The organism is Acinetobacter sp. ANC_7634 (assembly GCF_056779875.1).
Genome location: NZ_JBWYIT010000001.1, coordinates 562,049 through 587,765, shown reverse-complemented (window position 1 = coordinate 587,765; position 25,717 = coordinate 562,049). Strand labels below are relative to the sequence as shown.

Below are 25,717 nucleotides of genomic sequence, written 5' to 3'. Positions count from 1 at the left end.
CATTATTTATTTCCAATTCGGTTATACTGTGGACTCTCTTTCAATAAATGTACATCTGTAAAGTTATTGGAATATTTTATAAATGCGGCATAAACACGTCAAAACATTCCCTCTTGGTGCTCACTTAATTGTTAAGCATTTTGGTTATTCACATCATGGTATTTATGTGGGTAAGGGTCGTGTTATTCATTATTCAGGTTTTGCTCATCTCTTTAAAAAACATCCGATCGAAATTACATCTCTGCAAAAATTTGCACATGGCAAAAAAATTACGATTCGGCATTATAGCACCCCCAAATATTCAGGTCGTGCTGTCGTAAGACGAATGCGCTCTCGAATGCATGAAAATAACTATCATCTCATTATTAATAATTGTGAACACTTATGTTCTTGGGCGATCACGGGCATCGAAAGTAGCCCACAAGTCATCAAAATGATGAATAGACTCACCACTATTGGTTATATCAGCTCACTCATGAGCTACTTAAATAGTCTTCTTTTAACTTTAGCAACCACCTGTTTTGCTTTGGTATTTTATATTAAGAAAAAGTTAAATGATCAGCGCAAACTGAAAGGCCCTGTGTATATCGCTTTACAGCAACATCAGAAACTAAAGCAAAAAAAAGCCCCGCTTAAGCAGGGTTTCGAGGAAAACAAAGTTTCAAATTAACCTTTCGGTTGAATTAAATATGCGCTTGAAAATCCAAATAGTCAAATATATATTTGAAATATAATGTTATTTTAGTTTTTATTTATAACTTATTAAATTATTCTTAAATACTCACCTTTATCTAATCATGTGAATTTAATCACAAAAATTATTTATTAACCTAAATTTGAATAAAAAAAAGCCTGAATCAATCAGGCTTTTTTTGATATTACCAAACTTTATTTTGCAGGCTTAAAACTATCTTTTAAATCCAAAATACGGTTAAAGACAGGTTTTTCAACAGTATGATCAAATTGATCAGCGACAAAATAACCTTCACGTTCGAATTGGAATCGATCTTCAGGTTTCGCTTGAGCTAAAGCAGGCTCAATTACCGCTTGAACAATTTTTAGAGAATCTGGATTTAAATTCGCTAAGAAATCATCGTCCGCATCAGGTGCGGCTTCAGTAAATAGACGATCATAAATACGAACTTCAGCAGGAATCCCTTTATTTGCAGATACCCAATGAATAACACCTTTGACTTTACGACCTTCTGGATTCTTACCTAAAGTATGCGGATCGATAGAGCATTTCAGTTCAACAACTTCGCCATTTTCATCCTTAATCACTTCATCACATTTAATCACATAAGCATGACGTAAACGGACTTCACCACCAGGAATTAAGCGTTTAAACCCTTTAGGCGGCTCTTCCTCAAAATCTTTACGATCAATATACAATTCAGAAGTCAGTGGAATTACACGATCACCCATATCAACATTTGGATGGCGTGCGTGTGTTAAATCCATATCTTCTGGAAGGTTGGTCAATGTCACTTTAAGAGGATTCAATACCGCCATACCACGTGCAGCAGTATTTTCTAATGATTGACGAATGCAGAATTCAAGCATTGCAACATCGACAATACCATCAGTTTTAGATACGCCCACACGCTTGCAGAAATCACGTAAGCCTTCTGGAGTAAAGCCACGACGACGCATTCCCACGACTGTAGGCATACGTGGATCATTCCAACCATTGACGTAACCACCTTCGACCAGCTTACGTAATTTACGTTTTGAGGTGATGGTGTAATCAACATTCAAACGGCTTGATTCGTACTGGCGTGGAACTGCTGGAGAATTTACCTTAGCGACAACCCAATCATAGAACGGGCGATGGTCTTGGAATTCAAGCGTACATAACGAGTGCGTAATGCCTTCAATCGCATCAGACAAAGGATGAGCATAGTCATACATTGGATAGATTTTCCACGTATCGCCTGTTTGATGATGCTCAGAATGTAAAACACGGTAAAGAATTGGATCACGCATATGTACGTTCGGTGATGCCATATCAATCTTGGCACGAAGTACTGCTTGGCCTTCTCCAAGCTCACCATTACGCATTTGTTCAAAACGTGCTAAGTTTTCTTCAACCGTTGCATCACGTTGCGGAGAATTTTTACCTGGTTCTACAAAATTTCCACGATTCAGCTTAATTTCTTCAGGAGATTGCAAATCGACATATGCATCACCTTGTTTAATTAATTGAATCGCCCATTGATACAATTGATCAAAGTAACTTGATGCGTAGCGTGGTTCACCATTCCAGTCGAAACCGAGCCATTTAACATCGTTCGCAATACCATCTACATATTCTTGTTCTTCTGCATCTGGATTTGTATCGTCAAAACGAAGATTACATAAACCAGAAAATTCTTCTGCAATACCAAAATTCAGGCAAATCGCTTTAACATGTCCAATGTGTAAATAACCATTAGGCTCTGGTGGAAAGCGCGTCACGACTTTATCTGTACGCCCTGCTGCAAGATCTTCTGTAATTACTTGACGTACAAAGTCTAAGCCCGGTTGTTGTTCTTGCTGCGCAGCATCGACTGATGGATTGTTAGTCGTCGGGGTATTTGGCAGGGATGAAACAACATCATTCGGCTTCATAGTTGATAAATCACTTCTATAAGATAAAATAGGATAATTAAAACGCTATCTTCATATTATTAACAAAGAAAATAACGTTTTTGCTTGCCTTGTAGTTTACAGTTTGCTTATGCTTCTCTCAACCACAAACCCATGGCTTTTTGTCCATGATCAGGAGATTATAGAATGAGTTTTCCTCAAGTCGAATTAAACACCAATAAAGGACGTATTGTTCTAGAGCTTAACTCTGAAAAAGCACCTAAAACTGTTGCTAACTTTTTAGAGTACGTTCGTGATGGTTTTTATGATGGCGTAATTTTCCACCGTGTAATTGACGGTTTCATGATCCAAGGCGGTGGCATGGATGAAAACTTCAAAGAAAAAGCAACTCGCGATTCTATTGAAAATGAAGCTGACAACGGTTTAAGCAATGACGAAGGTACGATTGCCATGGCACGTACTCAAGCTCCTCACTCAGCATCTGCACAATTCTTCATTAACGTGAAAAACAATGCTTTCCTTAACCATACGGGTAAAACAGCTCAAGGCTGGGGTTATGCAGTATTTGGTAAAGTTGTAGAAGGTATGGACGTTGTTAATGAAATCAAAGGCGTTCGCACTGGTAACCGTGGCTACCACGCTGACGTTCCACTAGAAAACGTTGTGATCGAATCTGCTAAAATTATCTCTGAATAAAAAACCTACCCCTTAACTTATTAAGTTTTCAAGCACTGCTTTAAAACGAATATCATGTTCAAGGGATCGTTTCGCCATCTAAAGTTGATGGGGATGTAGGCAAATAAGGAATATTAAGTGACCTATCTGTTTATTTCAGATTTACACCTGTCACCTGAACACCCTCGACTCGTTCGAGGGTTTTTAGATTTATTAGATCATTATCAAGACCAGCAAACCCAACTCTATATTTTAGGTGATTGGTTTAATGCATGGATTGGTGATGACTATACAGCTCCTTGGCTCGATGAAATCGTTGAACGCTTAAAAAGATTTACTGCTCAGGGAAATCAAGTTTTATTTTCTGTCGGCAATCGTGATTTTGCGCTGAATCAAATTTTTTTAAATAAATTTGGTGGCATCTTATTGTCCGAAGTCTCTAACTTAAAAATAAATGACGTCCAAATTCGTATAGAACATGGTGATTCACTGTGTACAGACGATGTCGCCTATCAACGTTTTAAAAAAATAATCAGAAATCCACTCATCATTTGGATACTGCGGAATACCCCACTTTCTTTTCGTACTCAACTTGCAAATGGATTTAGAAAAAAAAGCCACGAATCAAAAGAATTTAAATCTTATGATGTCATGGATGTAAATCAAGATGCTGTCCACGATGCATTGAAAGAAGTTGATTTACTAATTCATGGTCATACGCATCGCCCTCAAATCCATATCTCTCAAGATAAAAGAAGAATTGTTTTAGGCGACTGGCGTTTGGATCAAGCTCAAATTTTGGAAATTAATCAATCGAAATTCTCTAAGCAGTCAATCAATGATCTGACACTGAAAACATGGTCTTATTAGTTCCTCTATTTTTATAATGATCTCATCAACCTTTAAATTGAAATTTCACTCAATGTTTGAATATTAATCAGTATGTTTTGCTTTAAGTTTTTTTGCATATGATAATAACGACTCAATTCAATTCGTGAGTTTGTCATGTCTAATTTCAGCAATATTACTGTTCAACACCATGAAGATGATAAAGTGTCATTATTAATCGATGGTAAAGCAATCTCTGAACGTTATGATGTACGGCTAGATGCCACAATTATTGATGAACTCAAAAATCTTGCTGATGGCGCCGCATTGACAATCTTTGAACAATTTATATTTTCCCATCAAGATCTCAACTTTGAGCATTCATATCAATATGTGACTAACATCGTAAACCATAATAACGATTACGAATTGATCACCCACCTTGTCTACAAAATTAAGGCCGCAGACCAAGCACCGATCGAACATAATATCAGCAAAAATGGTCAACCTATGACTGAAGAAGATGTGCGCGCATTTATCAACCAACAAATTGCAATGTCATTAGAAAAATATACTGATTTAAAATATGCCTATTGATTTAAAGACAAGTCAGATTTTTCATATCATTTAGCATCAACTATAGAAAATATTTAAGTTCAGAGTCATTTAAAATTTTTAGATGAATATATTGTGAATAATCGGAGGATAATATGGATTTGTTAAACATCTCCCAATCTCGCTACACCACCAAAGCATACGATTCTTCAAAAAAGATCCCTCAAGAAAAGTTTGAAAAATTATTGGAATCTTTAAGGCTCGCACCTTCATCTATCAATATTCAACCGTGGCATTTCTTTGTCATCGAAACTGATGAAGCCAAACAGCGCATTGCTAAAGCACTGGTTGGTAAGTATGTTTATAACGCACCCAAAGTCCTTGAATCTTCACACACAATTCTGTTTTGTACGCATAAAGACATTACAGACTCTCATCTAGATCGATTATTAAATCAAGATGAAATCAGTGGTCGTTTTAAAGATGACCAAGCAAAACAAGCTCAAAAAGATACGCGCTTAGGCTATGTTGATTATTATCGCAACGAAAAAGGCGATATCCAGCGCTGGTCTGAAAATCAAACTTTTATTGCACTTGGGCAAACCTTATTCGCTGCAGGTTTAGAAGGTATCGATGCCACTCCAATTGGAGGATTCGATGAAAAAATTATCGCTGAAGAGTTAAATCTTGACGCAAAAGGCCTGATTCCATCAGTGCTATTGGCACTTGGTTATCGAAGTGAAAAAGATTTTAATGCCAAATTACCTAAATCTCGTTTGAATGCAGATCAAGTTTTCACTCGACTATAAATGTATTTGCCACAATAGTTTTCACGCTATTGTGGCTTTTCATTAAGCCGCTATTTTCTGTGAAATTTCTAAACAGATCATTGCAGCAGTTGCAGCTGACAGCGTCCAACCCAGATGCCCATGACCGGTATTATAAAAGACTCTCGGATGCTTCCCTTGTCTTACCACTGGCATCATATTCGGCATCATCGGTCTTAATCCAGCCCAAGGGACACAATGCTCAGTTGAAATATCAAAATTACGATTCACCCAATGAACCAAAGGTTGTATGCGATCCATACGGATGTCTCGGTTATAGCCATTAAATTCTGCAGTACCAGCAATTCTTAAACGATCTCGACCTAATCTCGACGTCACAATTTTTGCACTTTCATCCAATAAACTTACCCATGGTGCATGTTGTTGGCTATGTTCATCATTCAACTGAACTGTAATCGAGTACCCTTTCACTGGATAAACATTGACACGATCTCCAGCCTGTTGTGCTAAATGATAGCTTCCAACTCCACCACAAATGACCATTGCATCAGCTTGAATAAATCCATCGGGTATATCTCTACTTTTAGGATCACAAGCGCGATATTTAGCTGAAACTTGTTCTGTTGAATGATCCAGATTTAAATCTTCAACTTCTACACCGTATAAAAATTTCCCACCTTTATTCGCCACCACTTGGGCTAAATGCGTGGTGTATTTGTGTATATCTCCTGTGGCATCGTCAGGACAATAAAAACCACCGTAATATTCTCCCTTCAAACTTGGTTCAATACTGTGAATTTCTCCATTTGTAACAGCGTGACGCTCTAATCCACCTTTGCATAACAAATCATTCACTCTTATTGCGACATCATAATCCTGCTGATTATGATAAAAGTGCAAAATTCCACGCTTTACCAAATCAAATTGAATATTTTCTTTCTGTGCAATTTCAAACAGCCGTTTTCTTGCCAATAATGCCAGTCTTACCGTTTCTTGTGTGTTAGCTTCGTAGTGTTTGATATTACCCATAAATTCAATCAGCCAAGCGTATTTATGCAAATCAAAAGATGGGTTGAGTAATAATGGTGCATCTTTTTGGGTCATCCATTTGATACCCTTCAGTACCGTTGCTTTCTGATTCCACACCTCTGCATTACATGCAGAAAGTTGACCTCCGTTCGCAAATGAAGTCTCCATTGCTGGATATAAGTTTTTATCCAAAATCGTGACTTGATAACCAAGTTCTAATAATTCGTAGGCAGTTGTTATTCCTGTAATGCCAGCACCAATCACCATAATATGTGACATAAAAGCTCCTTGAAAATTTTATATTTTCAATGCCCCATCTGTCACGGTACCTGAGAGCTTCGGAAATCTTCATGACATATGAATTTTTCCATCCCCTTCGGTGAGTCTAAACATCATTAGACTTCTCTCCAGATGATTGAGAATAATTACAGTCCTTTTGCCTGAGAGATTCCGGGGTCGTTGCTCCTTCGGCGGATCTACAGAAGACCTCTCTCCTGCAATATTCGTTTAATTCTTATTCAGCAATTAATATGCCATAGTTAATTTTTTTATACATCTACGAAAATCAATTTTAAAAAATATTTTTATACAAATGGATCACCAAGTTTAAGACAACAGCTAAGACAGGAATTTTTAGCTTGGGAAACGTTACAAAGATCATTGTTTAGCTCAAATTTTCTCTACCATCGATAAAAATTTAGTTATTACAAAAAAATGAGGAAATAAGTTAATTTTTTTAGAGTTACTCTCTCAAATAGCATAGATCAACTTCCATCTACACTTTCATCTTCTTCAGCATAAAAGTGTAATGACTGATTAGAGCAATCATTGAAGCTCAAAGTTTCAATAGATGTGAGAGTAAGCAGAATGTGAGTTGAAAATTTGCTGTCAACCCCAGATGTTTTAGCGATGAGTATGTATAGACATTACAATGCCCATACCTGCAAGCGTTGCAATGACTGCCGTACCACCATAACTCATGAGTGGCAATGGATCACCCGTTACTGGAAGTATTCCACTCACCATTCCACTGTTCAAAAACACAAAGAAAAAGAAAGTTAAACCTGCCGCACCCGCATAAAGACGCCCAAAATTATGGAAGCTGTTCATGGAAATAATCAAACAACGAATAATGATCGCAGCAAAAATAACAAATAATACGAACACACCAAAAAAGCCAAATTCCTCTGCATAAGCAGACATAATAAAGTCTGTATGATGTTCGGGGAGATAACCTAAATGAGACTGTGTTCCTTCATTAAAACCTTTACCAAATAGTCCACCAGAACCAATCGCAATTTTAGACTGAATGATATTCCACCCTGCACCTAGCGGATCTGATTCAGGATCAAATAAAGTTAAAATTCGCTTTTTTTGGTATTCCTGTAGAAAGAAATTCCATAATAATGGTGCAACCACTGCAAACCCAGCGACCACAGCCCCAATCAAACGCCAAGAAATACCACTTAAAAAAATGACAAAAATTCCGGGAATAATTAATCCAATGTTTAAGTCAGGCTGTAATGCGACTAAAACAAAAGGAATCATCATCAGAAATAATGCAAAGAGAATATGCATAAATTTGGGTGGTAAAGTCCGCAGACTGAAAAACCAAGCCATCATGAGTGGCATCGTAAATTTCATAAATTCACTGGGCTGCACACTCCCTAATCCAGGAATAGAAATCCAGCGTTTTGCGCCTAAGCGGACATCACCAATTAGCAATACCAAAAGCAGAAGCACAATCGAAAATGCATACAGATAAGGACTGACAATTTGATAAACTTTTGGAGGAATTTGTGCACAAATAAACAGCAAAATAAAACCGATACCAAAACTGGTCGCCTGACGAATCACCATGCTTGAATCATGATTGGTTGCACTATAAACAACCATGAGTCCAAAAGCTGCGTTTAATATCAAAAAACCAAGTAACCATGGATCTAAATGTAATTTAGTCCAACGTGACGAATCATGTTTGATTGTTCGTCCATCTCTCAAGGCATGACGCAAAAAACGGTACTGTTGTGAAGGTATCATTGGCTGAATTGCATATTCTAAGTGGCGTTATTATAAGACAATGTTTTGGCTATTTAAGCAAAGTCCCAAACATAAAACTAAATTATTTCGAGTCAGACTGTGACTGAAGAATCAGACGAGCAAGTTCTAAATCTTCAGGATAAGTAATTTTGATATTATCAGATCGTCCAATCACCACATCTACTGGATGATGAGCATATTCAAGCGCACTCGCTTCATCCGTGATTGTGATCCTGTGAGTTAAAGCGTGTTCAATGGAAGTTTTTAACAATTTAATGGTCGACAATTGTGGAGTTTGTGCTTGCCACAATGCACTTCGATCTACAGTTTTTTCAATAGCACTCGACGGATCTACTCTTTTTAAAGTATCTCGCACAGGCGTTGCTAAAATTGCGCTATGCTTAGATTCGATAACATGGCGAATTAAAGACTCTAAATTGCTCAAGCTGACACAAGGTCGAGCAGCATCATGCACAAACACCAGATCATTTTCATCTGCAATATTGGTTAAATACTTTAAACCGTTAAGTACAGAATCAACCCTCTCCTGACCACCTAAGCAGAAATGAAGGATTTCCGATTTAGCAAATTGAAGTGTCTGAGCAAATTGGTCATGCTCTGAGATGGCCAACACATAGCCAGCAATAGGCAATTGAGCAATACGTTCTACAGTATGCTCAAGTACAGTTTTATTCTGGATAATTTGATATTGCTTTAACGCTGATTTGGAAAATCGACTACCAGAACCTGCTGCCGGAATAATAGCCCATAATTTACGGTTGTTCAGATTCAGGTTGTCTAGACTCATTGGTTCTTAAATCTACGTTAGCATTTGGGTCGATGTAAATCGGCTTATAATTCGTACTGATTGTACTCATTTGAATAAAAGTTTCATGAGGCTTAATTAAGCCAAGATCTAAACGTGCATGTTCTTCAATCGCCTCAACACCATTTTTTAGATCATACACTTCAGCAGCCAGAATACGATTACGCTCTTTTAACTCTTCATTTGTTTCAGCTTGTTGATTCATTTGCTGAAGTAGCGCCTGATGAGGGAAATATCCTCCTTCACCGAGCCAAAAGCGATATTGAAAGATGGCAATTAAAATTATTGCCACCAGCAAAATCACTTTACTTGAAGTAGTTTTAAAGACGTCTAACATTATATTTGAGGCTTAGTTAACATCATGAAATTAGAGCACTAATATACCCTAAAACAAAGAAAGGTAGTATGTGTAACTGTGTTAAATATGCAAATGTTAAACAAATTCACATTGATTGATTTCTTTTAAAAATACTTACTGATAAATATCAAAAGTTATTGAATATTCAAGAGTCATTATATTTACACTTTTTATTTCATAGCTTAATAACAAAAAAACCACTCTTTAAAGAGTGGTTTTTTAAAATTCAAAATAATCTAAACGATTAATTTAAACCTTTAAACTCAGCTTTACCGCGGTAAATAGCATTCGTCAATTCTTCGATACGAAGCAATTGGTTGTATTTCGCTACACGGTCAGAACGACAAAGTGAACCAGTTTTGATTTGACCAGCACCAGTACCTACTGCAAGATCCGCAATTGTAGAATCTTCAGTTTCGCCAGAACGGTGAGAAATCACTGTAGAGTAACCATTTGCTTTAGCAAGATAGATCGCATCTAAAGTTTCAGTCAACGTACCGATTTGGTTATACTTAATCAGGATAGAGTTACCAACTTTTTCGTTGATACCACGTTGAAGGATTTTAGGATTTGTAACAAACAAATCATCACCAACCAATTGAATCTTGTCACCAAGAATCGAAGTTAGGTAAGACCAACCTTCCCAATCAGATTCATCTAAACCATCTTCAATAGAGATAATTGGATATTGGTTTACAAGACCAGCAAGGTAGTCAGAGAATTGGTTGTTTGTGAATGCTTTATTGCCTTCACCAGCAAGGATGTACTGACCATCTTTGTAGAATTCTGAAGATGCACAGTCAAGCGCAAGCATAATGTCAGAACCCGCTTTGTAGCCAGTTTTTTCAATCGCTTCAAGGATAACTGTGATTGCTTCTTCGTTTGAACGTAAGTTCGGCGCGAAACCACCTTCATCTCCAACAGCAGTATTTAAACCTTGTTTCTTTAAAACTGATTTTAAAGAATGGAAAATTTCTGCGCCTGCGCGAAGTGCTTCAGAGAATGAAGTGAAGCCAACTGGTTCAATCATGAACTCTTGGATATCAACGTTGTTGTCCGCATGTGAACCACCGTTTAAGATGTTCATCATTGGAACAGGCATTGTTAAAATGCTGTTGTTACGAAGGTCTGCGATGTATTGGAAAAGAGGAATTTTCTTTTCGTCAGCAGCAGCACGCGCAGCAGCCAAAGACACTGCCAAAGTTGCGTTCGCACCTAATTTTTCTTTGTTTTCAGTTCCGTCTAAAGCGATCATCGTATTATCGATGTCTTTTTGTTCGAATACTGATTTACCCACTAACGCGTCACGGATTAACGTGTTTACGTTGTTCACAGCAGTTTTAACACCTTTACCTAAGTAACGTGCTTTATCGCCATCACGAAGTTCTAAAGCTTCACGAGAACCAGTTGAAGCACCAGATGGTGCACATGCACGGCCAACTACGCCAGATGCTAAGATAACGTCTGCTTCGATGGTTGGGTTACCACGAGAGTCCAAAATTTCACGTGCACGAATGTCAACGATTTGGCTCATGAACAATTCCTCAGTTGATTAATAAAACGATGCGTCTAACGCTGCATCAGTGTGTATCTAATTTTTTGAAACCTTTAACCAAGGTATCCAATTCTTTAAGCTGAGCTAAGAATGGCTCAAGTTGAGACATTCGAAGAGCGCAAGGTCCATCACATTTTGCTTTTTCTGGATCAGGATGTCCTTCCAGAAAAAGACCTGCTAGACCTGTCGCCATACCCGCACGCGCTAATGTCGTAATTTGTGCGCGACGACCACCTGCTGAATCTGCACGACCACCCGGGGTTTGAAGTGCATGTGTCACATCAAAGAAGACCGGCACATTCATTTCTTTCATGATGTCGAAACCAAGCATATCGACAACTAAGTTGTTGTAACCAAATGCTGAGCCACGCTCACATAAAATCAGCTTGTCATTCCCTGCTTCCAAACACTTATGCAAGATATGACGCATTTCATGCGGTGCTAAGAATTGCGCTTTTTTGATATTGATAATGGCTTGAGTTTTTGCCATTGCCTCAACAAGATCTGTTTGACGGCTGAGGAAAGCAGGTAATTGAATGATGTCAGCCACTTCAGCCACAGGTGCTGCTTGATATGGTTCATGAACATCTGTAATGATGGGTACATTAAAATGTTTTTTAATGTCAGCTAACCACTCAATTCCTTTTTCAAGACCAGGTCCGCGGAAAGAATTTAAGCTCGAACGATTTGCTTTATCAAAGCTTGCTTTGAAAACATATGGAATATCCAAACGTTTGCAAATATCAACATAAGTTTCTGCAATTTCAAAAGCTAAATCTTTTGATTCAAGTACATTCATTCCGCCGAATAATACAAATGGCAAATGATTTGCCATTTGTATATCGCCTAAACGTACAATTTCTTGTGCTTTTAATTGTGACATTTAAACTTCCTAGTTATGTCCTAAGACATTCATTATTTCGATTTTTGATACTGTTTTTTAGCAGCATCAATAAAACCAGCAAATAATGGATGACCATCACGTGGAGAACTTGTAAATTCCGGGTGGAATTGTACAGCAATAAACCAAGGATGTTGAGGAATTTCAACAGTTTCAACTAAACGTTGGATTGGTGAATAACCAGAAATTTTCATACCTTTTTCTTCTAAAGTAGGAATATAACGATTATTCATTTCGTAACGATGGCGATGACGTTCAATAATTTCTACTGAACCATACACTTCTGCAGTTTTAGTGCCTTCAACCAATTCTGATTTTTGAGCGCCAAGACGCATTGTTCCACCAAGATCAGAATCTACAGAACGTTGTTGTACTTCACCACGTTCGTCTAACCATTCCGTAATCAAACCAATTAAAGGCGATTTAGTTGAACGGTTAAATTCAGTTGAAGTTGCATCTACGATACCAGCAACATTACGTGCGTATTCAATGACCGCAAGTTGCATACCCAAACAAATACCAAGGAATGGAATTCCATTCTCACGTGCGAATTTAATCGCTTGCATCTTACCTTCAGTACCGCGCTCGCCAAAACCACCAGGAACTAAGATTGCGTCAGCATCTTTCAACACTTCCGCTACATCTTGGCTTTCTAGTTCTTCGGCATTGACATAATCAATTTGAACTTTAACGCGGTTTTGGATACCTGCATGTAAGAGTGCTTCGTTTACAGATTTATAAGCATCTGGAAGTTCAACATATTTACCCACCATCGCAACACGAACAGTGTACTCAGGATTTAATAGTGCTTCTACGACATTATCCCAATCTGAAAGATCGGCTTCTGGTAAATCGTTATAACCAAAACGCTCGCAAATTAAATCATCAACGTCTTGTTCATAGAACGTACGTGGAATTTCGTAAATTGTGCGTGCATCTTTACACACCACAACTGCACGAGCTTCTACGTTCGTGAACAACGCAATTTTACGCTTTGTATCAGCATCAACATCGTGTTCAGTACGACAGATCAAAATATCTGGTTGAATACCGATTGAGAGTAATTCTTTCACTGAGTGCTGAGTTGGTTTTGTTTTCAACTCTGCAGCTGACTTGATATATGGCAACAACGTTAAATGCATCAGCATTGTGCGTTTGTGACCAAGTTCAACCATTAACTGACGAACAGATTCCATGAATGGGAGAGATTCAATGTCACCTACTGTACCGCCAATCTCAACAATAGCAACGTCATAGCCTTCACCAGCGCGAAGAACACGTTCTTTAATATTGTCTGTAATGTGTGGAATAACTTGAACTGTTCCACCAAGGTAATCACCGCGACGCTCTTTATTTAAAACGTCTTGGTACACGCGACCAGATGTAAAGTTATTAAGCTTGGTCATTTTCGCACGACGCAAGAAACGTTCGTAATAACCCAAGTCTAAGTCAGTTTCCGCACCATCCTCTGTGACAAAAACTTCACCATGTTGGAACGGGCTCATCGTCCCTGGATCGACATTAATATATGGATCCATTTTCACCATGGTTACTTTTAATCCACGGGCTTCTAAAAGTGCAGCAACTGAAGCAGCTGAAATACCTTTACCTAGTGATGAAACAACACCACCAGTAACGAAAATAAAATGGGTCATTGGGTTTCTCGTACAATCGAGCCTAAATCGGCCTGCAATGTTGCGCAATTTTACTTTACTCTGTACCTATAAAGCAAAGTCAATCCGCATCAATTCAAAGAACAATAAACAATTGGTTATTCTATCATCATTTCCAATAAAGATTCACGCACACTTTCAGTGATTTTCATCTGTTAATTTGCTGTTATACTACGTCAGTCGATCTAGCTAGTTTGTTTTGAGCAACTATGAATAAAAAATTTTTAATCGGTGGTGCAATCTTATCTGCACTCCTCGTTACTGCATGTGTAAAAAAAGAAGCGCCTAAGGAAGAAGAACAGGAACAAACTGTTGAAACAACTGAACAGGCAGAACAAATTGAGAACATTGAGATTTCTGAACCAGAAATCGAACCTGAGCCACCAACTCAAGTTGAAATTGAGCATCAGGAGACAAACAATACGTCAGCGACTATTCGTCGTGAATACCGCGATGCTCCTGCACAAACGAATCCTGCCCCAGCACCAGCTGTTGAAAATGTAGAACGCCCTACACCTTCTCCAAGTGCATCAACAGGTGGTTCTCAATCTGAAGATGATGCTGTTGCCGCTGCTATTGCTGCTGCTACCCCTGCTTTAGAAAACTAATTTTCGAATTTAAAAAAACCGAGTGACAAGACTCGGTTTTTTTATGTCAACATAAATGAAAGTCAAATTGTTATTCATTTATAAACAACAAAAATTGTCAGGCTTTCTCTAATTCTAAAAAAAATTCTGCAATTAATTTGTGTGCCCAAGATTCTGGATTTTTATTACCTTCATAGAAACAGCAATGGCTTCCTTTTTTTGTGGTCACTACTGCCATGTTCGGCATATGTTGAATCACTTCTTTATAAGGCTCTAAATTGCGGATATGGCATACTGGATCGTCTTCCGAATTTAAAATCATCAACGGCACTCTAATCTTCTCAAAGACATAGATGGGATTTGTCGCTTTACAATATGCGTCATAATTTTCAAATCCAGCGAACTGATAATATGTTTTTTCAAAATCAAATAAATCTTTAGCAACACTCAGTTGCTTTAAACTTTCTAAATTTCGCCAATGTTGCTCATAAGGTTTTAAAAAATGTGCATTTAACTTTTTTGCCATCAAACGGCTATAAAAAGGATGAACATTTGAAAAACCAGTTTCCGTATTGTATCCAGGACAAAGTGCGAAAGCCGCTTGAATTGGTGTGGAGCTTTCTTCCTCACCTAAATATCGAACCAATAATCCAGTTCCTGCTGAAGACCCAACTGCATACAATTTAGAATATGGTAAGCGCTGTTGAATATGTTCAATCTGCTCTCTTAGATCTTGCGTGTTTCCAAAAAGATTAATTTTAGGAACTGAAAGTGGTAGACCTGCATGCCCTCGTCTTAAACACAATGCAATACGCCAACCAGTTACTTGATGTAAGTCTCTGACCAATTCTCTCATACTGGCTGGGCTTCCAGTAATGGTATGCAGCACTAAAATAGTAGGTGTTTCCGCAGGCAGATGCATGCCATACCAAGCAATACCCGTTGTTCCCCCATCAGACATTGTTAACTGTTCAATGAAGTCATATTCTAATTTTACGGTTTTCTTTCGAATTTTATCAAAATACACCAAGTGAGCATGCGTATTCGAGAGCCACGGCGTTGGTCTATATTTATAATGCAGACGTTTCAAGTTTGAAATCACATGCGCTAACTCACCTTGCGGATTAAAATAGATTGAAGGTATAGCTGCACCAGTAAAATGATCAAGTTGGGTTTGAGTGAATTCTTGCATCCACTTGAAACGCTGATTAAGATTCATACAGACTCCGAATTTACTTACTCCAATTCATAAGCCAAAAACATGCCTAATTTATTTTGGTAGAAATTGAGCCATACGTTGGCCCATTTGCAACGCCAAAGCCTCTAAACCACTTTTAGGCCGAATCATCACCTCAAAGTCAATAATTTGACCTTGCTCATTAAACTGGATCATATCAATCCCTTTTAATGTTTTTTCACCGACATTTGCGGAAAATTCGAGCACAACACTGAGCCCATCTGCTGTATAGAACTCACGGTGATAACGAAAATTTTCAAAGATCTCAATCACATTGGTCAAAATAAAAGTAACAACTTGTTTGCCTGGATAAGGCTTAAATGCGATGGGTGATTTAAATACGACTTCTTCAGACAAAAGCTCATTCAATAGACTTAAATCACGCGTTTCAAGCATGTGGTGCCAACGTTGAATGGATTTTTGTGTGGTTTCGAGTGTCATTTTTATGTCCTTTTTGTTGTATCAGTCCAACCTTTTAGAAGAAAAGGGAGAATACTATGTCAAGGAGAAGTCACATTTAATTAAGTACCCTCTCCAAATCCTCTTCTCGCACTTTAATCTAGAATACAGGAGAGAAATTTTCTGGCTTAAATCTTGGCAGCCAATTCAGCACCTTGACGAATCGCACGTTTTGCATCTAGCTCACCCGCTTCTTTCGCCCCACCAATTAAATGAACTTTTTTACCTACCTGCTCAAGTTGATCAAACATAGCCGTATATGATTCTTGACCTGCACAAATCACCACATGATCCACGTCTAAGACGGTAGTTTGTTCATTGATTGTGATATGTAAACCTTGGTCATCAATCTTGTTATACGTTGCACCTGGAATCATTTTTACTTCGCGATTTTTTAATCCAGTACGATGAATCCAACCCGTTGTTTTACCCAAGCCTGCACCAACTGAAGTGGCTTTACGTTGTAATAAGTAGATTTCACGTGATGGCTGTTCTAATTGAGCAGGTTTTAAACCTCCTACATTAGAATATGATGTATCAATTCCCCATTCATCATAAAATTTTTGAGGATTCAAGCTTCCACTTTCCCCCTCATGGGTTAGATACTCAGCAGTATCAAAACCAATACCACCAGCACCAATAATCGCAACACGCTGTCCGACTGGTTTTTTCTCTCTTAAAACTTCGATATAAGACAACACTTTTGGATGATCAATTCCTTCAATATCTAAATGTCGAGGTGTCACACCTGTAGCGACGACAATTTCATCAAACTGATCTGCATTGAGCTCTTCAAAAGTTACAGTATGATTAAGTTTTAATTGAATTAAAGGTTGCAGCTCAATTTTTCGCTTAAAGTAACGCAATGTCTCATAAAACTCCTCCTTTCCTGGAATCGTTTTTGCAATATTAAATTGCCCCCCAATTTGATCGGCTGCTTCAAAGATGGTGACTTGATGACCACGGTCAGCTGCATAAGTAGCAAAACTCAATCCTGCAGGACCTGCACCAATGACAGCAATTTTTTTAGGCGTATGGGTTTCTTTAAAAATGAGTTCAGTTTCATGGCATGCACGTGGGTTAACCAAGCATGACGCAATTCTGAGTGAAAAAATATGATCCAAACACGCTTGGTTACAGCCAATACACGTGTTGATTTCGTCACTTCTACCCTGTTCAGCTTTTAGTACAAATTCTGCATCTGCAAGCATTGGGCGAGCCATAGAAATCATATCTGCATGACCTGAAGCTAACACGTGTTCAGCCATTTCAGGGGTATTGATACGATTTGAGGTAATCAATGGAATATTAACTTCACCTTTTAGCTTTTCTGTCACCCATGTAAATGCTGCTCGAGGTACTTTCGTTGCAATCGTGGGTATACGCGCTTCATGCCAACCAATCCCTGTATTAATGATAGTCGCTCCGGCTTTCTCAATTTCTTTTGCAAGATGGATGACCTCCTCAAGCGTTGAACCGCCCTCAACCAAGTCGAGCATCGAAAGTCTATAAATGATAATAAAGTTTTCACCCACCTCTGCACGGGTACGTTTTACAATTTCAATCGGCAAACGAATGCGGTTTTCATAACTCCCACCCCATTCGTCATCACGGTGATTGGTACGTGCTGCGATAAACTCATTAATGAGGTAACCTTCAGACCCCATAATCTCAACACCATCATAACCTGCATATTGAGCCAGCTTTGCACAGTTAGCAAAATCATCAATGGTTTGATGAACTTCAGCCGAGCTTAAAGCATGAGGTTTAACTGGATTAATTGGTGCCTGAATTGCTGATGGCGCAACGTTTTCAGGCTGATATGAATATCGACCAGTATGCAAAATCTGCATTGCAATCTTACCGCCAGCATCATGTACCGCTTGCGTAATGATTTTATGTTTCTCAGCTTCAGCAATCGAGTCTAATTTTGACCCTCCAGCAAAAGTCACACCAGCATCGTTGGGTGAAATTCCCCCCGTCACGATAAGACCGACCTGTCCTTGAGCACGCGCAGCATAAAATGCGGCCATACGTTCATAGCCACCTTCAACCTCTTCTAAACCTACGTGCATTGAACCCATCAATACACGATTTTTTAAAGTGGTAAAACCTAAATCTAGTGGTGCAAGTAAGTTTGGATAATTTGACATTCTGACCTCATGGCTCGCGTTTGCTTGCTATTATTGTGTGCTTCATGCAACTTGTTGCATAAATATATATTCTAATTTTGCATTTTATGCAACATGTTGCATAATAAAGTTGATTCAACATTTTACGATATATGATTTATGTCTTTAGCACATGTTTTGTTGACCAGTCTCATCGAAAAACCAAGTACAGGTATTGAACTTGCGCGTCGCTTTGACCGTTCTATGGGATTCTTTTGGAATGCAACTCATCAACAAATCTATCGTGAACTCAATGCTATGCAAAAAAAAGGTTGGATTTCGACTATTGATGAAGGTGATCCCAATTCGAGAAAGAAAAAATATAAAGTTGATGCTCTAGGTCGAACTGAACTTGCCAATTGGATGGTACAGCATAGTGAGCCTGCCCAACTCAGAGAAGAATTGATGGTGCGTTTAAGAGCTGAAGCACAATTAGGTGGTAATAATGTGCTGACAGAATTGGAGTCTCATTTAGAAATTCATAAAAATAAGTTAAAAATATACCAAGCGATTTACGACAAAGATTTTGCCAATAAAAATAATGATGATCGTACACTCTATATTCATAAAATGATTCTTCAATTAGGCATTGAATTAGAGCAAGGTTGGATCAGTTGGTTAGAACGTGTAATTCCACAATTGAAAATAATGAATACAAAATAAAGGATATATCTATGCCATTTTTTACTATGCAAGATAACGAAAAATTATATGTTCGTGAAATTGGTCAAGGTGAACCTGTTTTGGTGCTATCTGGTTTAGGAATGCAAAGTTGGCAATGGATTCCTTTTTTTGCATTTAATTTAAAGAAATATAAATTTATTATTCCTGACTGGCGTGGTTTTGGTGGGTCTAAGCATTGTAAAATTCCAGATGCTGATGCTATTTCAAGTCACTGGAACGATATTCAGGCATTGATCAGTCAACGCCCTAGACAACAATATAAAGTGATTGCTTATTCTATGGGGGCAACTACTGCCATGCATGGTATGCAATATGGTCAATTTGCTGATCAAATCCAAGCATACTTGCATATTGATCAAACCCCTAAAATACCTTCTGATGAAACTTGGAGTTTCGGGCTATTGGGCGATCGCTATCCAGAGTTCAAAAAGCTACTCATCGAACTTTCTTCTTTTTTACATCAACATGAAAATTATCAAAACCTGAGTGAATTACCTACTCACTTAAGCCGCGAATTAGTCGAGCTTTGGGTTAAATTTTTATCTTTACAAGATAATCATCAATTGAGCGCTAAAATTTTTAAAACAACACTCAATCAACCGAAAATTCAAAAGTTAATCCTCCCTATGCAACGTCTCGACTATATGCGTTGGTACATTGACAACTATCTAAACCATAAAGAAGATTACAGAGCCGCGATCTCAAAGTTAGAATGTCCAGCAACTTTTTTTATCGGCGCTAAATCCGCACTCTATCCAGCGCAAGGGCAAAAGCTCATTGCTGAATCGGTTAAAAATCATCGTATCGTACTGTTTGAGCGCTCAGGGCATACGCCTTTGATCAATGAACCCATTAAATTCGCACAAGAAATTTCTAAATTTCTGAATCAAACTATATAAGCTCTAATGAATATTTGAATATTAAGTTGATCCAGACGTCATACGTGGGCATAAAATCAATAGGACGGAGATTGGATGAATCAGTCTAAAAAAAAGCTTGTGATTTTTTCGGGTGCTGGTATGAGTGCTGAAAGTGGTATCAATACATTTCGAGATAGCGATGGACTTTGGGAAAACCATCGCATAGAGGATGTCGCAACGCCCGAAGCTTGGCGTAACAATCCTGTTTTAGTACAGCGCTTTTACAATGAACGGCGAAAAAAAATTTTAGCATCTGAACCTAATGCAGCACATCTTGCGATTGCAGCACTTGAACAACATTATGATGTACATGTGATCACGCAGAATATTGATGACTTACATGAACGCGCTGGAAGCAAAAAAGTACTACATCTTCATGGAAATATAAGACTGGCCAAAACCTCAGGGCCAGATGCTCAATTCACAGACAAATTTTACACAATTGAAGGTACTGAACTGGATATTTCTCGTGACTTCTGTGACGCTGGATATCCGCTTCGTCCACATGTCGTATGGTTTGGTGAATCCGTTCCCGCTTTTGAAGAAGCAGATGTGATTTGCCAGCAAGCTGAAATCTTTGTTGTGATTGGAACGAGCTTAGCTGTTTATCCTGTTGCAGGCTTAGTACACAGTATTTCACCAAATTGTGATGCGTATTATATCGACCCTAAAGCCGATCTCAGCCGTGTGCCACAACACTATACATGTATCTCAAAATCAGCAACCGAAGGAATGCAAGATTTGGCTAAACTTCTTTCTTCAGTTCAGCCAAATTGAGGCATGGGCTTATTTGAGTTTATCAAAATAAGGTTTTAACCATCGATATAACCAGAAGCCAATTAAGACAATCAAATACAAAGGCCAAATCATTAATAAAAACACCAAAAGATCGAGCACAAATTGCCAGCCATATTTGATGCTATTCCAAGCACGCTGAGTAAAGTGATCACCATTTAATCGCGCCACTGCATCAAAATCAATATCAACCCTTTCTCGGACCAGTGTTGGTTGATTCAGTTGCAAACTGATCGTACTGAATTTAACTCGGTCTTGAACTTCGAGTTGAGTGAGCCGTGTGATTTCATTCAAATGAGCTGGTCGTGCTTGACTTGAAATAGTCTGTGCTTGATTCATTTTTTCTTGAAGAAGCTTCAATTCAAAACGTTGTGCACTATAGCGTTGCTGATTCAGAAAAAAAATTAAAGGTAAAAGTTGATTAACAACATGTGGGGCACGCTCACTCGGTACACGTAGCACCATAAAAGATACAGGTTCAACTTTTTCAAATACTTTTACTTTGCCTTCTGAAATATTCTGACGTTTAAGATCAACCACATTGAAATCAATATCTTTTCTTTCAATAAATCCGCCTGCTTCAAGGGTTATTTTTTTCAATCTCTAAACTGCTTTTCACCAAATCTTTAACGGTAAAGTTAACTTGCGCCTCTCGAACCATACGACGAGTCAGTTCAACCGGATTAACCTCTTGATTTAATATGACCTCAGGTTTTTGCTCCTGGACGGGCAAAGTATTTGGTTCAGCCGCTTCTTGCATATCGACTTGCTTATCAGCAGTATTTTCTTGAACTGCTTCAGCAGAATGTTCCTCTATTTTTTTTGAACAGGATGCCAGCAACATCGAACACAGCAGCGTGCTTATTGCTATTCTTTTCATTCATTTTCTCTAAATTATAATGTTTGTATTGATGGCTCATAATTTTTATTATTATAAATATTCAATTAAGAAATTATACTTAAAAGTTTCAATGAAAATGGCATACCTCATTGAATGAAATATGCCATCAATTCATATTCAATTGACTTTCAGATTCTACCTACTCTATTAGCTTACTTTGTCCATGTTCATATCATCGACAACATGACCAGCGATCTCAGACACTAAATTTTCAAAAGAGAAAATTTGATTTAACTGCTCTTGCGTCAAAAGATTCTGCTCAATGACAACTTGCTGAATGGTTTTATTTTCTGCAAGACAAACCTTCCCAATTTCATCACATTTGGCATGACCTAAGATCGGATCTAATAATGTGACGATACCAACACTTCGCATCACTGCATCGTAACAAGACTGTTCATTTGCAGTAATACCTTGAATACACTTGTTTTCCAGTGTTTGCATTGCTTGAATTAATAAATTGGTTGACTCATTCATGGTCAGTGCAATTACAGGTTCCATGACATTTAATTGTAATTGCCCCGCTTCAGCTGCCATGGTCACTGTCAAATCATTACCAATGACTTTAAAAGCAATTTGGTTCACTACTTCAGGAATAACTGGATTGATTTTCGCAGGCATAATGGATGAACCGGCTTGTAATTCAGGTAATCTAATTTCAGCTAATCCCGTACGAGGCCCTGAACTTAATAAGCGCAGGTCATTACAAATTTTTGAGAGCTTGACGGCTAAACGCTTTAAAGTACTTGATAGAATAATAAATACGCCACAATCACTAGTGGCTTCAACATAGTCTTCAGCACCTTGTAATTTCAATCCAGTAATTTGAGAAAGCGTTTGAACCACTTCTAGTGCATATCCATGAGGTGTGTTCACACCCGTTCCAATCGCAGTCGCACCCAAATTTATTTCTAGCAGTAAATGACGCATCTTTTGGATGAGGCGATAGTCTTCTTTTAATAGCGTCGCAAATGCACGAAACTCTTGTCCAAGTGTCATGGGTACAGCATCTTGGAGTTGAGTTCGCCCCATTTTAATTACGTGTTGAAATTCAGATGCTTTGATCTCAATAGCAGCGATTAATGAGCGAACTTGAGACAATAAATCTTCTAAACTGTAATATGTTGCTAGTCTCAATGCAGTTGGATAAACATCATTGGTCGATTGCGATTTATTCACATGGTCGTTTGGATGAATTACATCATATTGACCTTTAGGCAAGCCGAGATGCTCGAGTGCAAGGTTAGCCACCACTTCATTACTATTCATATTAATAGAAGTTCCAGCCCCCCCCTGATAAATATCAATTGGAAATGATGATTTCCAACTTTCAGGCTGCTCAATCAGTTGATCACAAGCCCATTGAATCGCTTGGCTGACATCTTGACTCAATTTGGAAAATTTTAAATTTGTCTGTGCTGATGCTTTTTTTACCTGTGCCAATGCACGAATAAAATGTATGTTTTCACCTATTTGTTGATGCGAAATCTGAAAATTCTCCATCGCACGCAGGGTATGAATCCCATAGTAACGATCGAAAGGAACCGCTTTTTCACCGAGCAGATCATGCTCTATTCTTGTTTTATCAAATTGAACCGTAGACACTTTTATTACTCAACAATAATGCACCATTATCGTGCAATATCGATCATAGGCTTCATGCTTATTTTCACTATTGCTTTAATACTTCTTTATGCAATAAAAAATTACAACTTCGCTGTTTAAGTGACAAATGTAACTTTATGTTAAAGACAATCGTTTATAGAATTGTTTTAAACCTCAAAGTAATTATTTTTTGAAAAAATAGTCTTTGTAACTAAAATTACATTCAGTTTCACTAAACGACTATAAATCTCACTCAAATGTAACAGAGCGTAATTTTCAAAACGTGCTTGAATCAGCTCCTCGAATAATTCGATTAAAAATTCATCTCGGAAAGATGGTCATTTAGGACAGACAAAGGATGGCATAGCAATGAGCCAATTAAATCCTACGCTAATCACATTTATTTTTTATATTGTGGCGATGCTTGGCATTGGGCTTTATGCCTATAAAGCCACGAATAATTTTGATGATTATATTTTAGGTGGTCGGAGTTTAGGCAGTGTCGTCACTGCATTATCCGCAGGTGCATCAGATATGAGTGGCTGGTTACTCATGGGTCTACCTGGTGCAATTTATCTCTCAGGTTTATCCGAAGCTTGGATTGCCATTGGTTTAATTATCGGTGCTTGGTTGAACTGGCTTTTGGTCGCGGGTCGTCTACGTGTTCATACCGAAATTCAACATAACGCATTGACTCTCCCCGACTATTTCACCAGCCGCTTTGGTGATCGAAAAAAAGTTCTCCGTATCATCTCAGCTTTTGTAATTTTGATTTTTTTTGCAATTTATTGTGCCTCTGGCATGGTCGCAGGTGCACGTTTATTTGAAAGCCTATTTGGCTGGGATTACAACACAGCCCTTTGGATTGGAGCAGTGGCAACGATCAGTTATGTCTGTATTGGCGGTTTCTTAGCCATCAGCTGGACAGATACATTCCAAGCAGGCTTGATGATCTTTGCGCTTTTACTTGCTCCAGTAATGACCTATTTAGCCATTGGTGAAAATGCTCAGCAAGTTAGTGTCATTGTGGAATCCGCACGCCCATTAGCGAATAATTTACTTTCAGATCTCAGCACTGTAGCAATTTTATCTTCAATGGCATGGGGACTTGGCTACTTTGGTCAACCACATATTCTTGTGCGCTTTATGGCAGCAGATTCCGTGAAGTCTATTCCAGCAGCACGTCGAATTGGAATGACATGGATGATTCTATGTCTTGGTGGTGCAGTCGCTGTCGGTTATTTCGGAATCGCTTACTTTGATACGTTTCCTCAACTCGGTGCTGCAGTCAATGCAAATCCTGAAACTGTTTTTATGGAATTAACTAAAATTTTATTTAATCCATGGGTTGCAGGAGTGATTCTTGCAGCGATTCTTGCAGCAGTGATGAGTACCCTCAGTTGCCAGCTATTGGTATGCTCTACCACGCTTACAGAAGACTTATACAAAGCATTTATTCGTAAATCTGCATCACAAAACGAGCTGGTTTGGGTAGGTCGTTTGATGGTATTAATCGTTGCGATTATGGCGATCTTCCTTGCAATGAATCCGAACAGCAAGGTACTCGGTTTAGTTGCTTATGCGTGGGCTGGCTTTGGTGCAGCATTTGGACCACTGATTATCCTTTCTCTCTTCTGGAAGCGAATGACCATCAATGGTGCATTGGCAGGTATGATTGTTGGTGCTGTTACCGTCATTGTATGGAAAAACACCATGGCTGATACTGGCGTCTATGAAATCATTCCTGGCTTTATTTTATCTTGGGTGAGTATTATGGTGGTGAGTTTATTAGGCCGCCCGCCAGCGCAAGATGTGACTGACCGTTTTGATGAAGCTCAACAGAAATATGAAATTGAAATGCAAGAAATCAAAAATGGAAGGTAATGAGAAATAAAAAATTAAGGGGCTTATAGCCCCTTTCTTATACATTTACTTTTTAAATGTTTGCTTAAGTTGCACTTGCGAAGATTCCTTAATAACTTCCATCACTGGATAGCTACGGGTTTCTTTGATGCCAGGCAGTTGCCATAAAACCTGTCCAGAGATCTTACGAAACTCTTCCATGTTGGCGCAACGAATTTTAACTACAAAATCAAACCCACCGCTGATCATGTGACATTCAACAATCTCAGGGTAACTTCTGACTGCATCAGAAAATTCTTCTAATACATTTGGAGTTGTTTTATCTAATAAAATTTCGACAAATACCACAAAACTTCGATTCAGCAGATCTGGATTTAACTTGGCTTCATAACCTGTAATATACCCATCTTTGGTTAATTTTTGTACTCGAGCAAGCGCTGCTGTGGGAGAAAGATTGACCATTTCAGCAAGTTTTATATTTGATAGACGCCCATCTTTTTGCAAGATATCTAAAATTTTTAAATCTGTACGATCCAAGGTCATCATTTGATTCTGCATGCGAATTATTCTCTAAATTTAACTCTAATTATAGTGAGTTATGCACCATATTTTCTGTAATTATAAATTAAATAAACCTTAAAGATAAATCTATTTCATTGTCACAGGACGCTGGCGTAT

General features: G+C 38.2%; 25 protein-coding genes and 1 riboswitch. Of the genes, 10 read left to right on the top strand and 15 right to left on the bottom strand.

All coding sequences use genetic code 11. The features are described from left to right. The first annotated feature begins 82 nt into the window (after window positions 1-82). A complete protein-coding gene (locus AC1M9A_RS02785) occupies window positions 83-670 on the top strand; it encodes a lecithin retinol acyltransferase family protein (RefSeq protein WP_051586486.1) in 588 nt (195 codons plus the stop codon). A 218-nt stretch (window positions 671-888) separates the two neighbouring features. Here the strand turns inward: AC1M9A_RS02785 and AC1M9A_RS02780 are convergent, their stop codons facing one another. Next, window positions 889-2,610 (bottom strand): glutamine--tRNA ligase/YqeY domain fusion protein, encoded by a 1,722-nt coding sequence (locus tag AC1M9A_RS02780; RefSeq protein ID WP_035263709.1) that lies wholly within the window; start codon window positions 2,608-2,610, stop codon window positions 889-891. A 165-nt stretch (window positions 2,611-2,775) separates the two neighbouring features. Between AC1M9A_RS02780 and AC1M9A_RS02775 the strand changes: the two genes are divergently transcribed. The 4 genes from AC1M9A_RS02775 to nfsB all read left to right on the top strand — a co-directional run bounded on the left by AC1M9A_RS02775 (window position 2,776) and on the right by nfsB (window position 5,456). Beyond that, window positions 2,776-3,285, top strand: a complete 510-nt coding sequence (locus AC1M9A_RS02775) for a peptidylprolyl isomerase (RefSeq protein ID WP_035263711.1) — start codon at window positions 2,776-2,778, stop codon at window positions 3,283-3,285. A gap of 117 nt (window positions 3,286-3,402) precedes the next feature. After that, window positions 3,403-4,134 (top strand): UDP-2,3-diacylglucosamine diphosphatase, encoded by a 732-nt coding sequence (locus tag AC1M9A_RS02770; protein ID WP_035263713.1) that lies wholly within the window; start codon window positions 3,403-3,405, stop codon window positions 4,132-4,134. Between the two features lie 135 nt (window positions 4,135-4,269). Further along, window positions 4,270-4,689, top strand: coding sequence for a hypothetical protein (locus tag AC1M9A_RS02765; protein ID WP_035263715.1), 420 nt, complete (start codon window positions 4,270-4,272; stop codon window positions 4,687-4,689). 113 nt (window positions 4,690-4,802) lie between these two features. After that, a complete protein-coding gene (gene nfsB, locus AC1M9A_RS02760) occupies window positions 4,803-5,456 on the top strand; it encodes an oxygen-insensitive NAD(P)H nitroreductase (protein ID WP_035263717.1) in 654 nt (217 codons plus the stop codon). 42 nt (window positions 5,457-5,498) lie between these two features. Here the strand turns inward: nfsB and AC1M9A_RS02755 are convergent, their stop codons facing one another. From AC1M9A_RS02755 to AC1M9A_RS02725, 7 genes are all read right to left on the bottom strand, one after another. Beyond that, a complete protein-coding gene (locus AC1M9A_RS02755; RefSeq protein ID WP_481609577.1) occupies window positions 5,499-6,743 on the bottom strand; it encodes a D-amino acid dehydrogenase in 1,245 nt (414 codons plus the stop codon). Window positions 6,744-6,882: 139 nt separating this feature from the next. After that, window positions 6,883-6,971, bottom strand: a riboswitch (glycine riboswitch). 396 nt (window positions 6,972-7,367) lie between these two features. After that, window positions 7,368-8,504: a rod shape-determining protein RodA gene (gene rodA / locus AC1M9A_RS02750; protein ID WP_092766373.1), complete on the bottom strand. Its 1,137-nt coding sequence runs from the start codon at window positions 8,502-8,504 to the stop codon at window positions 7,368-7,370. A gap of 82 nt (window positions 8,505-8,586) precedes the next feature. Further along, on the bottom strand, window positions 8,587-9,312 hold the full coding sequence (ispD, locus tag AC1M9A_RS02745) for a 2-C-methyl-D-erythritol 4-phosphate cytidylyltransferase (protein ID WP_481609576.1): 726 nt from the start codon (window positions 9,310-9,312) through the stop codon (window positions 8,587-8,589). After that, complete coding sequence (gene ftsB, locus AC1M9A_RS02740; protein WP_035263725.1) at window positions 9,278-9,667, bottom strand: cell division protein FtsB; 390 nt, start codon at window positions 9,665-9,667, stop codon at window positions 9,278-9,280. Before ftsB ends, ispD begins: the two co-directional genes overlap by 35 nt. A 265-nt stretch (window positions 9,668-9,932) precedes the next feature. Then, complete coding sequence (gene eno / locus AC1M9A_RS02735; RefSeq protein WP_180027787.1) at window positions 9,933-11,222, bottom strand: phosphopyruvate hydratase; 1,290 nt, start codon at window positions 11,220-11,222, stop codon at window positions 9,933-9,935. 46 nt (window positions 11,223-11,268) lie between these two features. Continuing rightward, window positions 11,269-12,126, bottom strand: coding sequence for a 3-deoxy-8-phosphooctulonate synthase (gene kdsA / locus AC1M9A_RS02730; RefSeq protein ID WP_035263729.1), 858 nt, complete (start codon window positions 12,124-12,126; stop codon window positions 11,269-11,271). A gap of 32 nt (window positions 12,127-12,158) precedes the next feature. Continuing rightward, window positions 12,159-13,799, bottom strand: coding sequence for a CTP synthase (locus AC1M9A_RS02725; protein ID WP_035263731.1), 1,641 nt, complete (start codon window positions 13,797-13,799; stop codon window positions 12,159-12,161). Between the two features lie 227 nt (window positions 13,800-14,026). Between AC1M9A_RS02725 and AC1M9A_RS02720 the strand changes: the two genes are divergently transcribed. Then, window positions 14,027-14,425 (top strand): internalin, encoded by a 399-nt coding sequence (locus AC1M9A_RS02720; RefSeq protein ID WP_481587524.1) that lies wholly within the window; start codon window positions 14,027-14,029, stop codon window positions 14,423-14,425. 97 nt (window positions 14,426-14,522) lie between these two features. Here AC1M9A_RS02720 and AC1M9A_RS02715 read toward each other — a convergent pair whose 3' ends face one another. The 3 genes from AC1M9A_RS02715 to AC1M9A_RS02705 form a co-directional block, all read right to left on the bottom strand. Continuing rightward, window positions 14,523-15,623, bottom strand: a complete 1,101-nt coding sequence (locus tag AC1M9A_RS02715) for a YheT family hydrolase (RefSeq protein ID WP_481591061.1) — start codon at window positions 15,621-15,623, stop codon at window positions 14,523-14,525. 51 nt (window positions 15,624-15,674) lie between these two features. Then, complete coding sequence (locus AC1M9A_RS02710) at window positions 15,675-16,082, bottom strand: nuclear transport factor 2 family protein (protein WP_481609575.1); 408 nt, start codon at window positions 16,080-16,082, stop codon at window positions 15,675-15,677. 146 nt (window positions 16,083-16,228) lie between these two features. Further along, on the bottom strand, window positions 16,229-18,253 hold the full coding sequence (locus AC1M9A_RS02705; RefSeq protein WP_481609574.1) for a 2,4-dienoyl-CoA reductase FMN-binding domain-containing protein: 2,025 nt from the start codon (window positions 18,251-18,253) through the stop codon (window positions 16,229-16,231). Between the two features lie 138 nt (window positions 18,254-18,391). Here AC1M9A_RS02705 and AC1M9A_RS02700 point away from each other — a divergent pair, with 138 nt between their 5' ends. The 3 genes from AC1M9A_RS02700 (at window position 18,392) to AC1M9A_RS02690 (ending at window position 20,652) form a co-directional block, all read left to right on the top strand. After that, the gene (locus tag AC1M9A_RS02700; protein WP_092766380.1) at window positions 18,392-18,934 is read left to right on the top strand and encodes a PadR family transcriptional regulator; all 543 of its coding nucleotides are present in this window, start codon (window positions 18,392-18,394) and stop codon (window positions 18,932-18,934) included. A gap of 11 nt (window positions 18,935-18,945) precedes the next feature. Next, window positions 18,946-19,854: an alpha/beta fold hydrolase gene (locus AC1M9A_RS02695; RefSeq protein ID WP_481607427.1), complete on the top strand. Its 909-nt coding sequence runs from the start codon at window positions 18,946-18,948 to the stop codon at window positions 19,852-19,854. A gap of 75 nt (window positions 19,855-19,929) precedes the next feature. Then, window positions 19,930-20,652 (top strand): SIR2 family NAD-dependent protein deacylase, encoded by a 723-nt coding sequence (locus AC1M9A_RS02690; protein ID WP_481609573.1) that lies wholly within the window; start codon window positions 19,930-19,932, stop codon window positions 20,650-20,652. A 9-nt stretch (window positions 20,653-20,661) separates the two neighbouring features. Here AC1M9A_RS02690 and AC1M9A_RS02685 read toward each other — a convergent pair whose 3' ends face one another. The 3 genes from AC1M9A_RS02685 to AC1M9A_RS02675 all read right to left on the bottom strand — a co-directional run bounded on the left by AC1M9A_RS02685 (window position 20,662) and on the right by AC1M9A_RS02675 (window position 23,176). Beyond that, window positions 20,662-21,270: a hypothetical protein gene (locus tag AC1M9A_RS02685; protein ID WP_481609572.1), complete on the bottom strand. Its 609-nt coding sequence runs from the start codon at window positions 21,268-21,270 to the stop codon at window positions 20,662-20,664. Beyond that, a complete protein-coding gene (locus AC1M9A_RS02680) occupies window positions 21,251-21,550 on the bottom strand; it encodes a hypothetical protein (RefSeq protein WP_481609571.1) in 300 nt (99 codons plus the stop codon). The genes AC1M9A_RS02685 and AC1M9A_RS02680 overlap by 20 nt, the downstream gene beginning before the upstream one ends. Window positions 21,551-21,718: 168 nt before the next feature. Beyond that, window positions 21,719-23,176 carry an aspartate ammonia-lyase gene (locus tag AC1M9A_RS02675; protein ID WP_180027778.1) on the bottom strand — a complete coding sequence of 486 codons (1,458 nt, stop codon included), beginning with the start codon at window positions 23,174-23,176 and terminating at the stop codon, window positions 21,719-21,721. Window positions 23,177-23,545: 369 nt separating this feature from the next. Between AC1M9A_RS02675 and putP the strand changes: the two genes are divergently transcribed. Next, entirely contained in the window at window positions 23,546-25,060 is a 1,515-nt protein-coding gene (gene putP / locus AC1M9A_RS02670; protein WP_481609570.1) for a sodium/proline symporter PutP, read from the top strand. A 45-nt stretch (window positions 25,061-25,105) separates the two neighbouring features. Here the strand turns inward: putP and AC1M9A_RS02665 are convergent, their stop codons facing one another. Further along, window positions 25,106-25,597 carry an Lrp/AsnC ligand binding domain-containing protein gene (locus tag AC1M9A_RS02665; protein ID WP_481609569.1) on the bottom strand — a complete coding sequence of 164 codons (492 nt, stop codon included), beginning with the start codon at window positions 25,595-25,597 and terminating at the stop codon, window positions 25,106-25,108. Window positions 25,598-25,717 lie beyond the last annotated feature (120 nt).

Excerpts from the sequence above, each read along its gene's own strand:
- AC1M9A_RS02720 (WP_481587524.1), top strand. The coding sequence starts at position 14,027 with ATGAATAAAAAATTTTTAATCGGTGGTGCAATCTTATCTGCACTCCTC.
- nfsB (WP_035263717.1), top strand. The coding sequence starts at position 4,803 with ATGGATTTGTTAAACATCTCCCAATCTCGCTACACCACCAAAGCATAC.
- AC1M9A_RS02755 (WP_481609577.1), bottom strand. The coding sequence starts at position 6,743 with ATGTCACATATTATGGTGATTGGTGCTGGCATTACAGGAATAACAACT.
- ispD (WP_481609576.1), bottom strand. The coding sequence starts at position 9,312 with ATGAGTCTAGACAACCTGAATCTGAACAACCGTAAATTATGGGCTATT.
- AC1M9A_RS02775 (WP_035263711.1), top strand. The coding sequence starts at position 2,776 with ATGAGTTTTCCTCAAGTCGAATTAAACACCAATAAAGGACGTATTGTT.
- AC1M9A_RS02780 (WP_035263709.1), bottom strand. The coding sequence starts at position 2,610 with ATGAAGCCGAATGATGTTGTTTCATCCCTGCCAAATACCCCGACGACT.
- AC1M9A_RS02690 (WP_481609573.1), top strand. The coding sequence starts at position 19,930 with ATGAATCAGTCTAAAAAAAAGCTTGTGATTTTTTCGGGTGCTGGTATG.
- AC1M9A_RS02785 (WP_051586486.1), top strand. The coding sequence starts at position 83 with ATGCGGCATAAACACGTCAAAACATTCCCTCTTGGTGCTCACTTAATT.
- AC1M9A_RS02765 (WP_035263715.1), top strand. The coding sequence starts at position 4,270 with ATGTCTAATTTCAGCAATATTACTGTTCAACACCATGAAGATGATAAA.
- AC1M9A_RS02695 (WP_481607427.1), top strand. The coding sequence starts at position 18,946 with ATGCCATTTTTTACTATGCAAGATAACGAAAAATTATATGTTCGTGAA.
- AC1M9A_RS02665 (WP_481609569.1), bottom strand. The coding sequence starts at position 25,597 with ATGCAGAATCAAATGATGACCTTGGATCGTACAGATTTAAAAATTTTA.
- AC1M9A_RS02715 (WP_481591061.1), bottom strand. The coding sequence starts at position 15,623 with ATGAATCTTAATCAGCGTTTCAAGTGGATGCAAGAATTCACTCAAACC.
- AC1M9A_RS02700 (WP_092766380.1), top strand. The coding sequence starts at position 18,392 with ATGTCTTTAGCACATGTTTTGTTGACCAGTCTCATCGAAAAACCAAGT.
- AC1M9A_RS02710 (WP_481609575.1), bottom strand. The coding sequence starts at position 16,082 with ATGACACTCGAAACCACACAAAAATCCATTCAACGTTGGCACCACATG.
- AC1M9A_RS02705 (WP_481609574.1), bottom strand. The coding sequence starts at position 18,253 with ATGTCAAATTATCCAAACTTACTTGCACCACTAGATTTAGGTTTTACC.
- AC1M9A_RS02725 (WP_035263731.1), bottom strand. The coding sequence starts at position 13,799 with ATGACCCATTTTATTTTCGTTACTGGTGGTGTTGTTTCATCACTAGGT.
- rodA (WP_092766373.1), bottom strand. The coding sequence starts at position 8,504 with ATGATACCTTCACAACAGTACCGTTTTTTGCGTCATGCCTTGAGAGAT.
- kdsA (WP_035263729.1), bottom strand. The coding sequence starts at position 12,126 with ATGTCACAATTAAAAGCACAAGAAATTGTACGTTTAGGCGATATACAA.
- AC1M9A_RS02680 (WP_481609571.1), bottom strand. The coding sequence starts at position 21,550 with ATGAAAAGAATAGCAATAAGCACGCTGCTGTGTTCGATGTTGCTGGCA.
- ftsB (WP_035263725.1), bottom strand. The coding sequence starts at position 9,667 with ATGTTAGACGTCTTTAAAACTACTTCAAGTAAAGTGATTTTGCTGGTG.
- eno (WP_180027787.1), bottom strand. The coding sequence starts at position 11,222 with ATGAGCCAAATCGTTGACATTCGTGCACGTGAAATTTTGGACTCTCGT.
- putP (WP_481609570.1), top strand. The coding sequence starts at position 23,546 with ATGAGCCAATTAAATCCTACGCTAATCACATTTATTTTTTATATTGTG.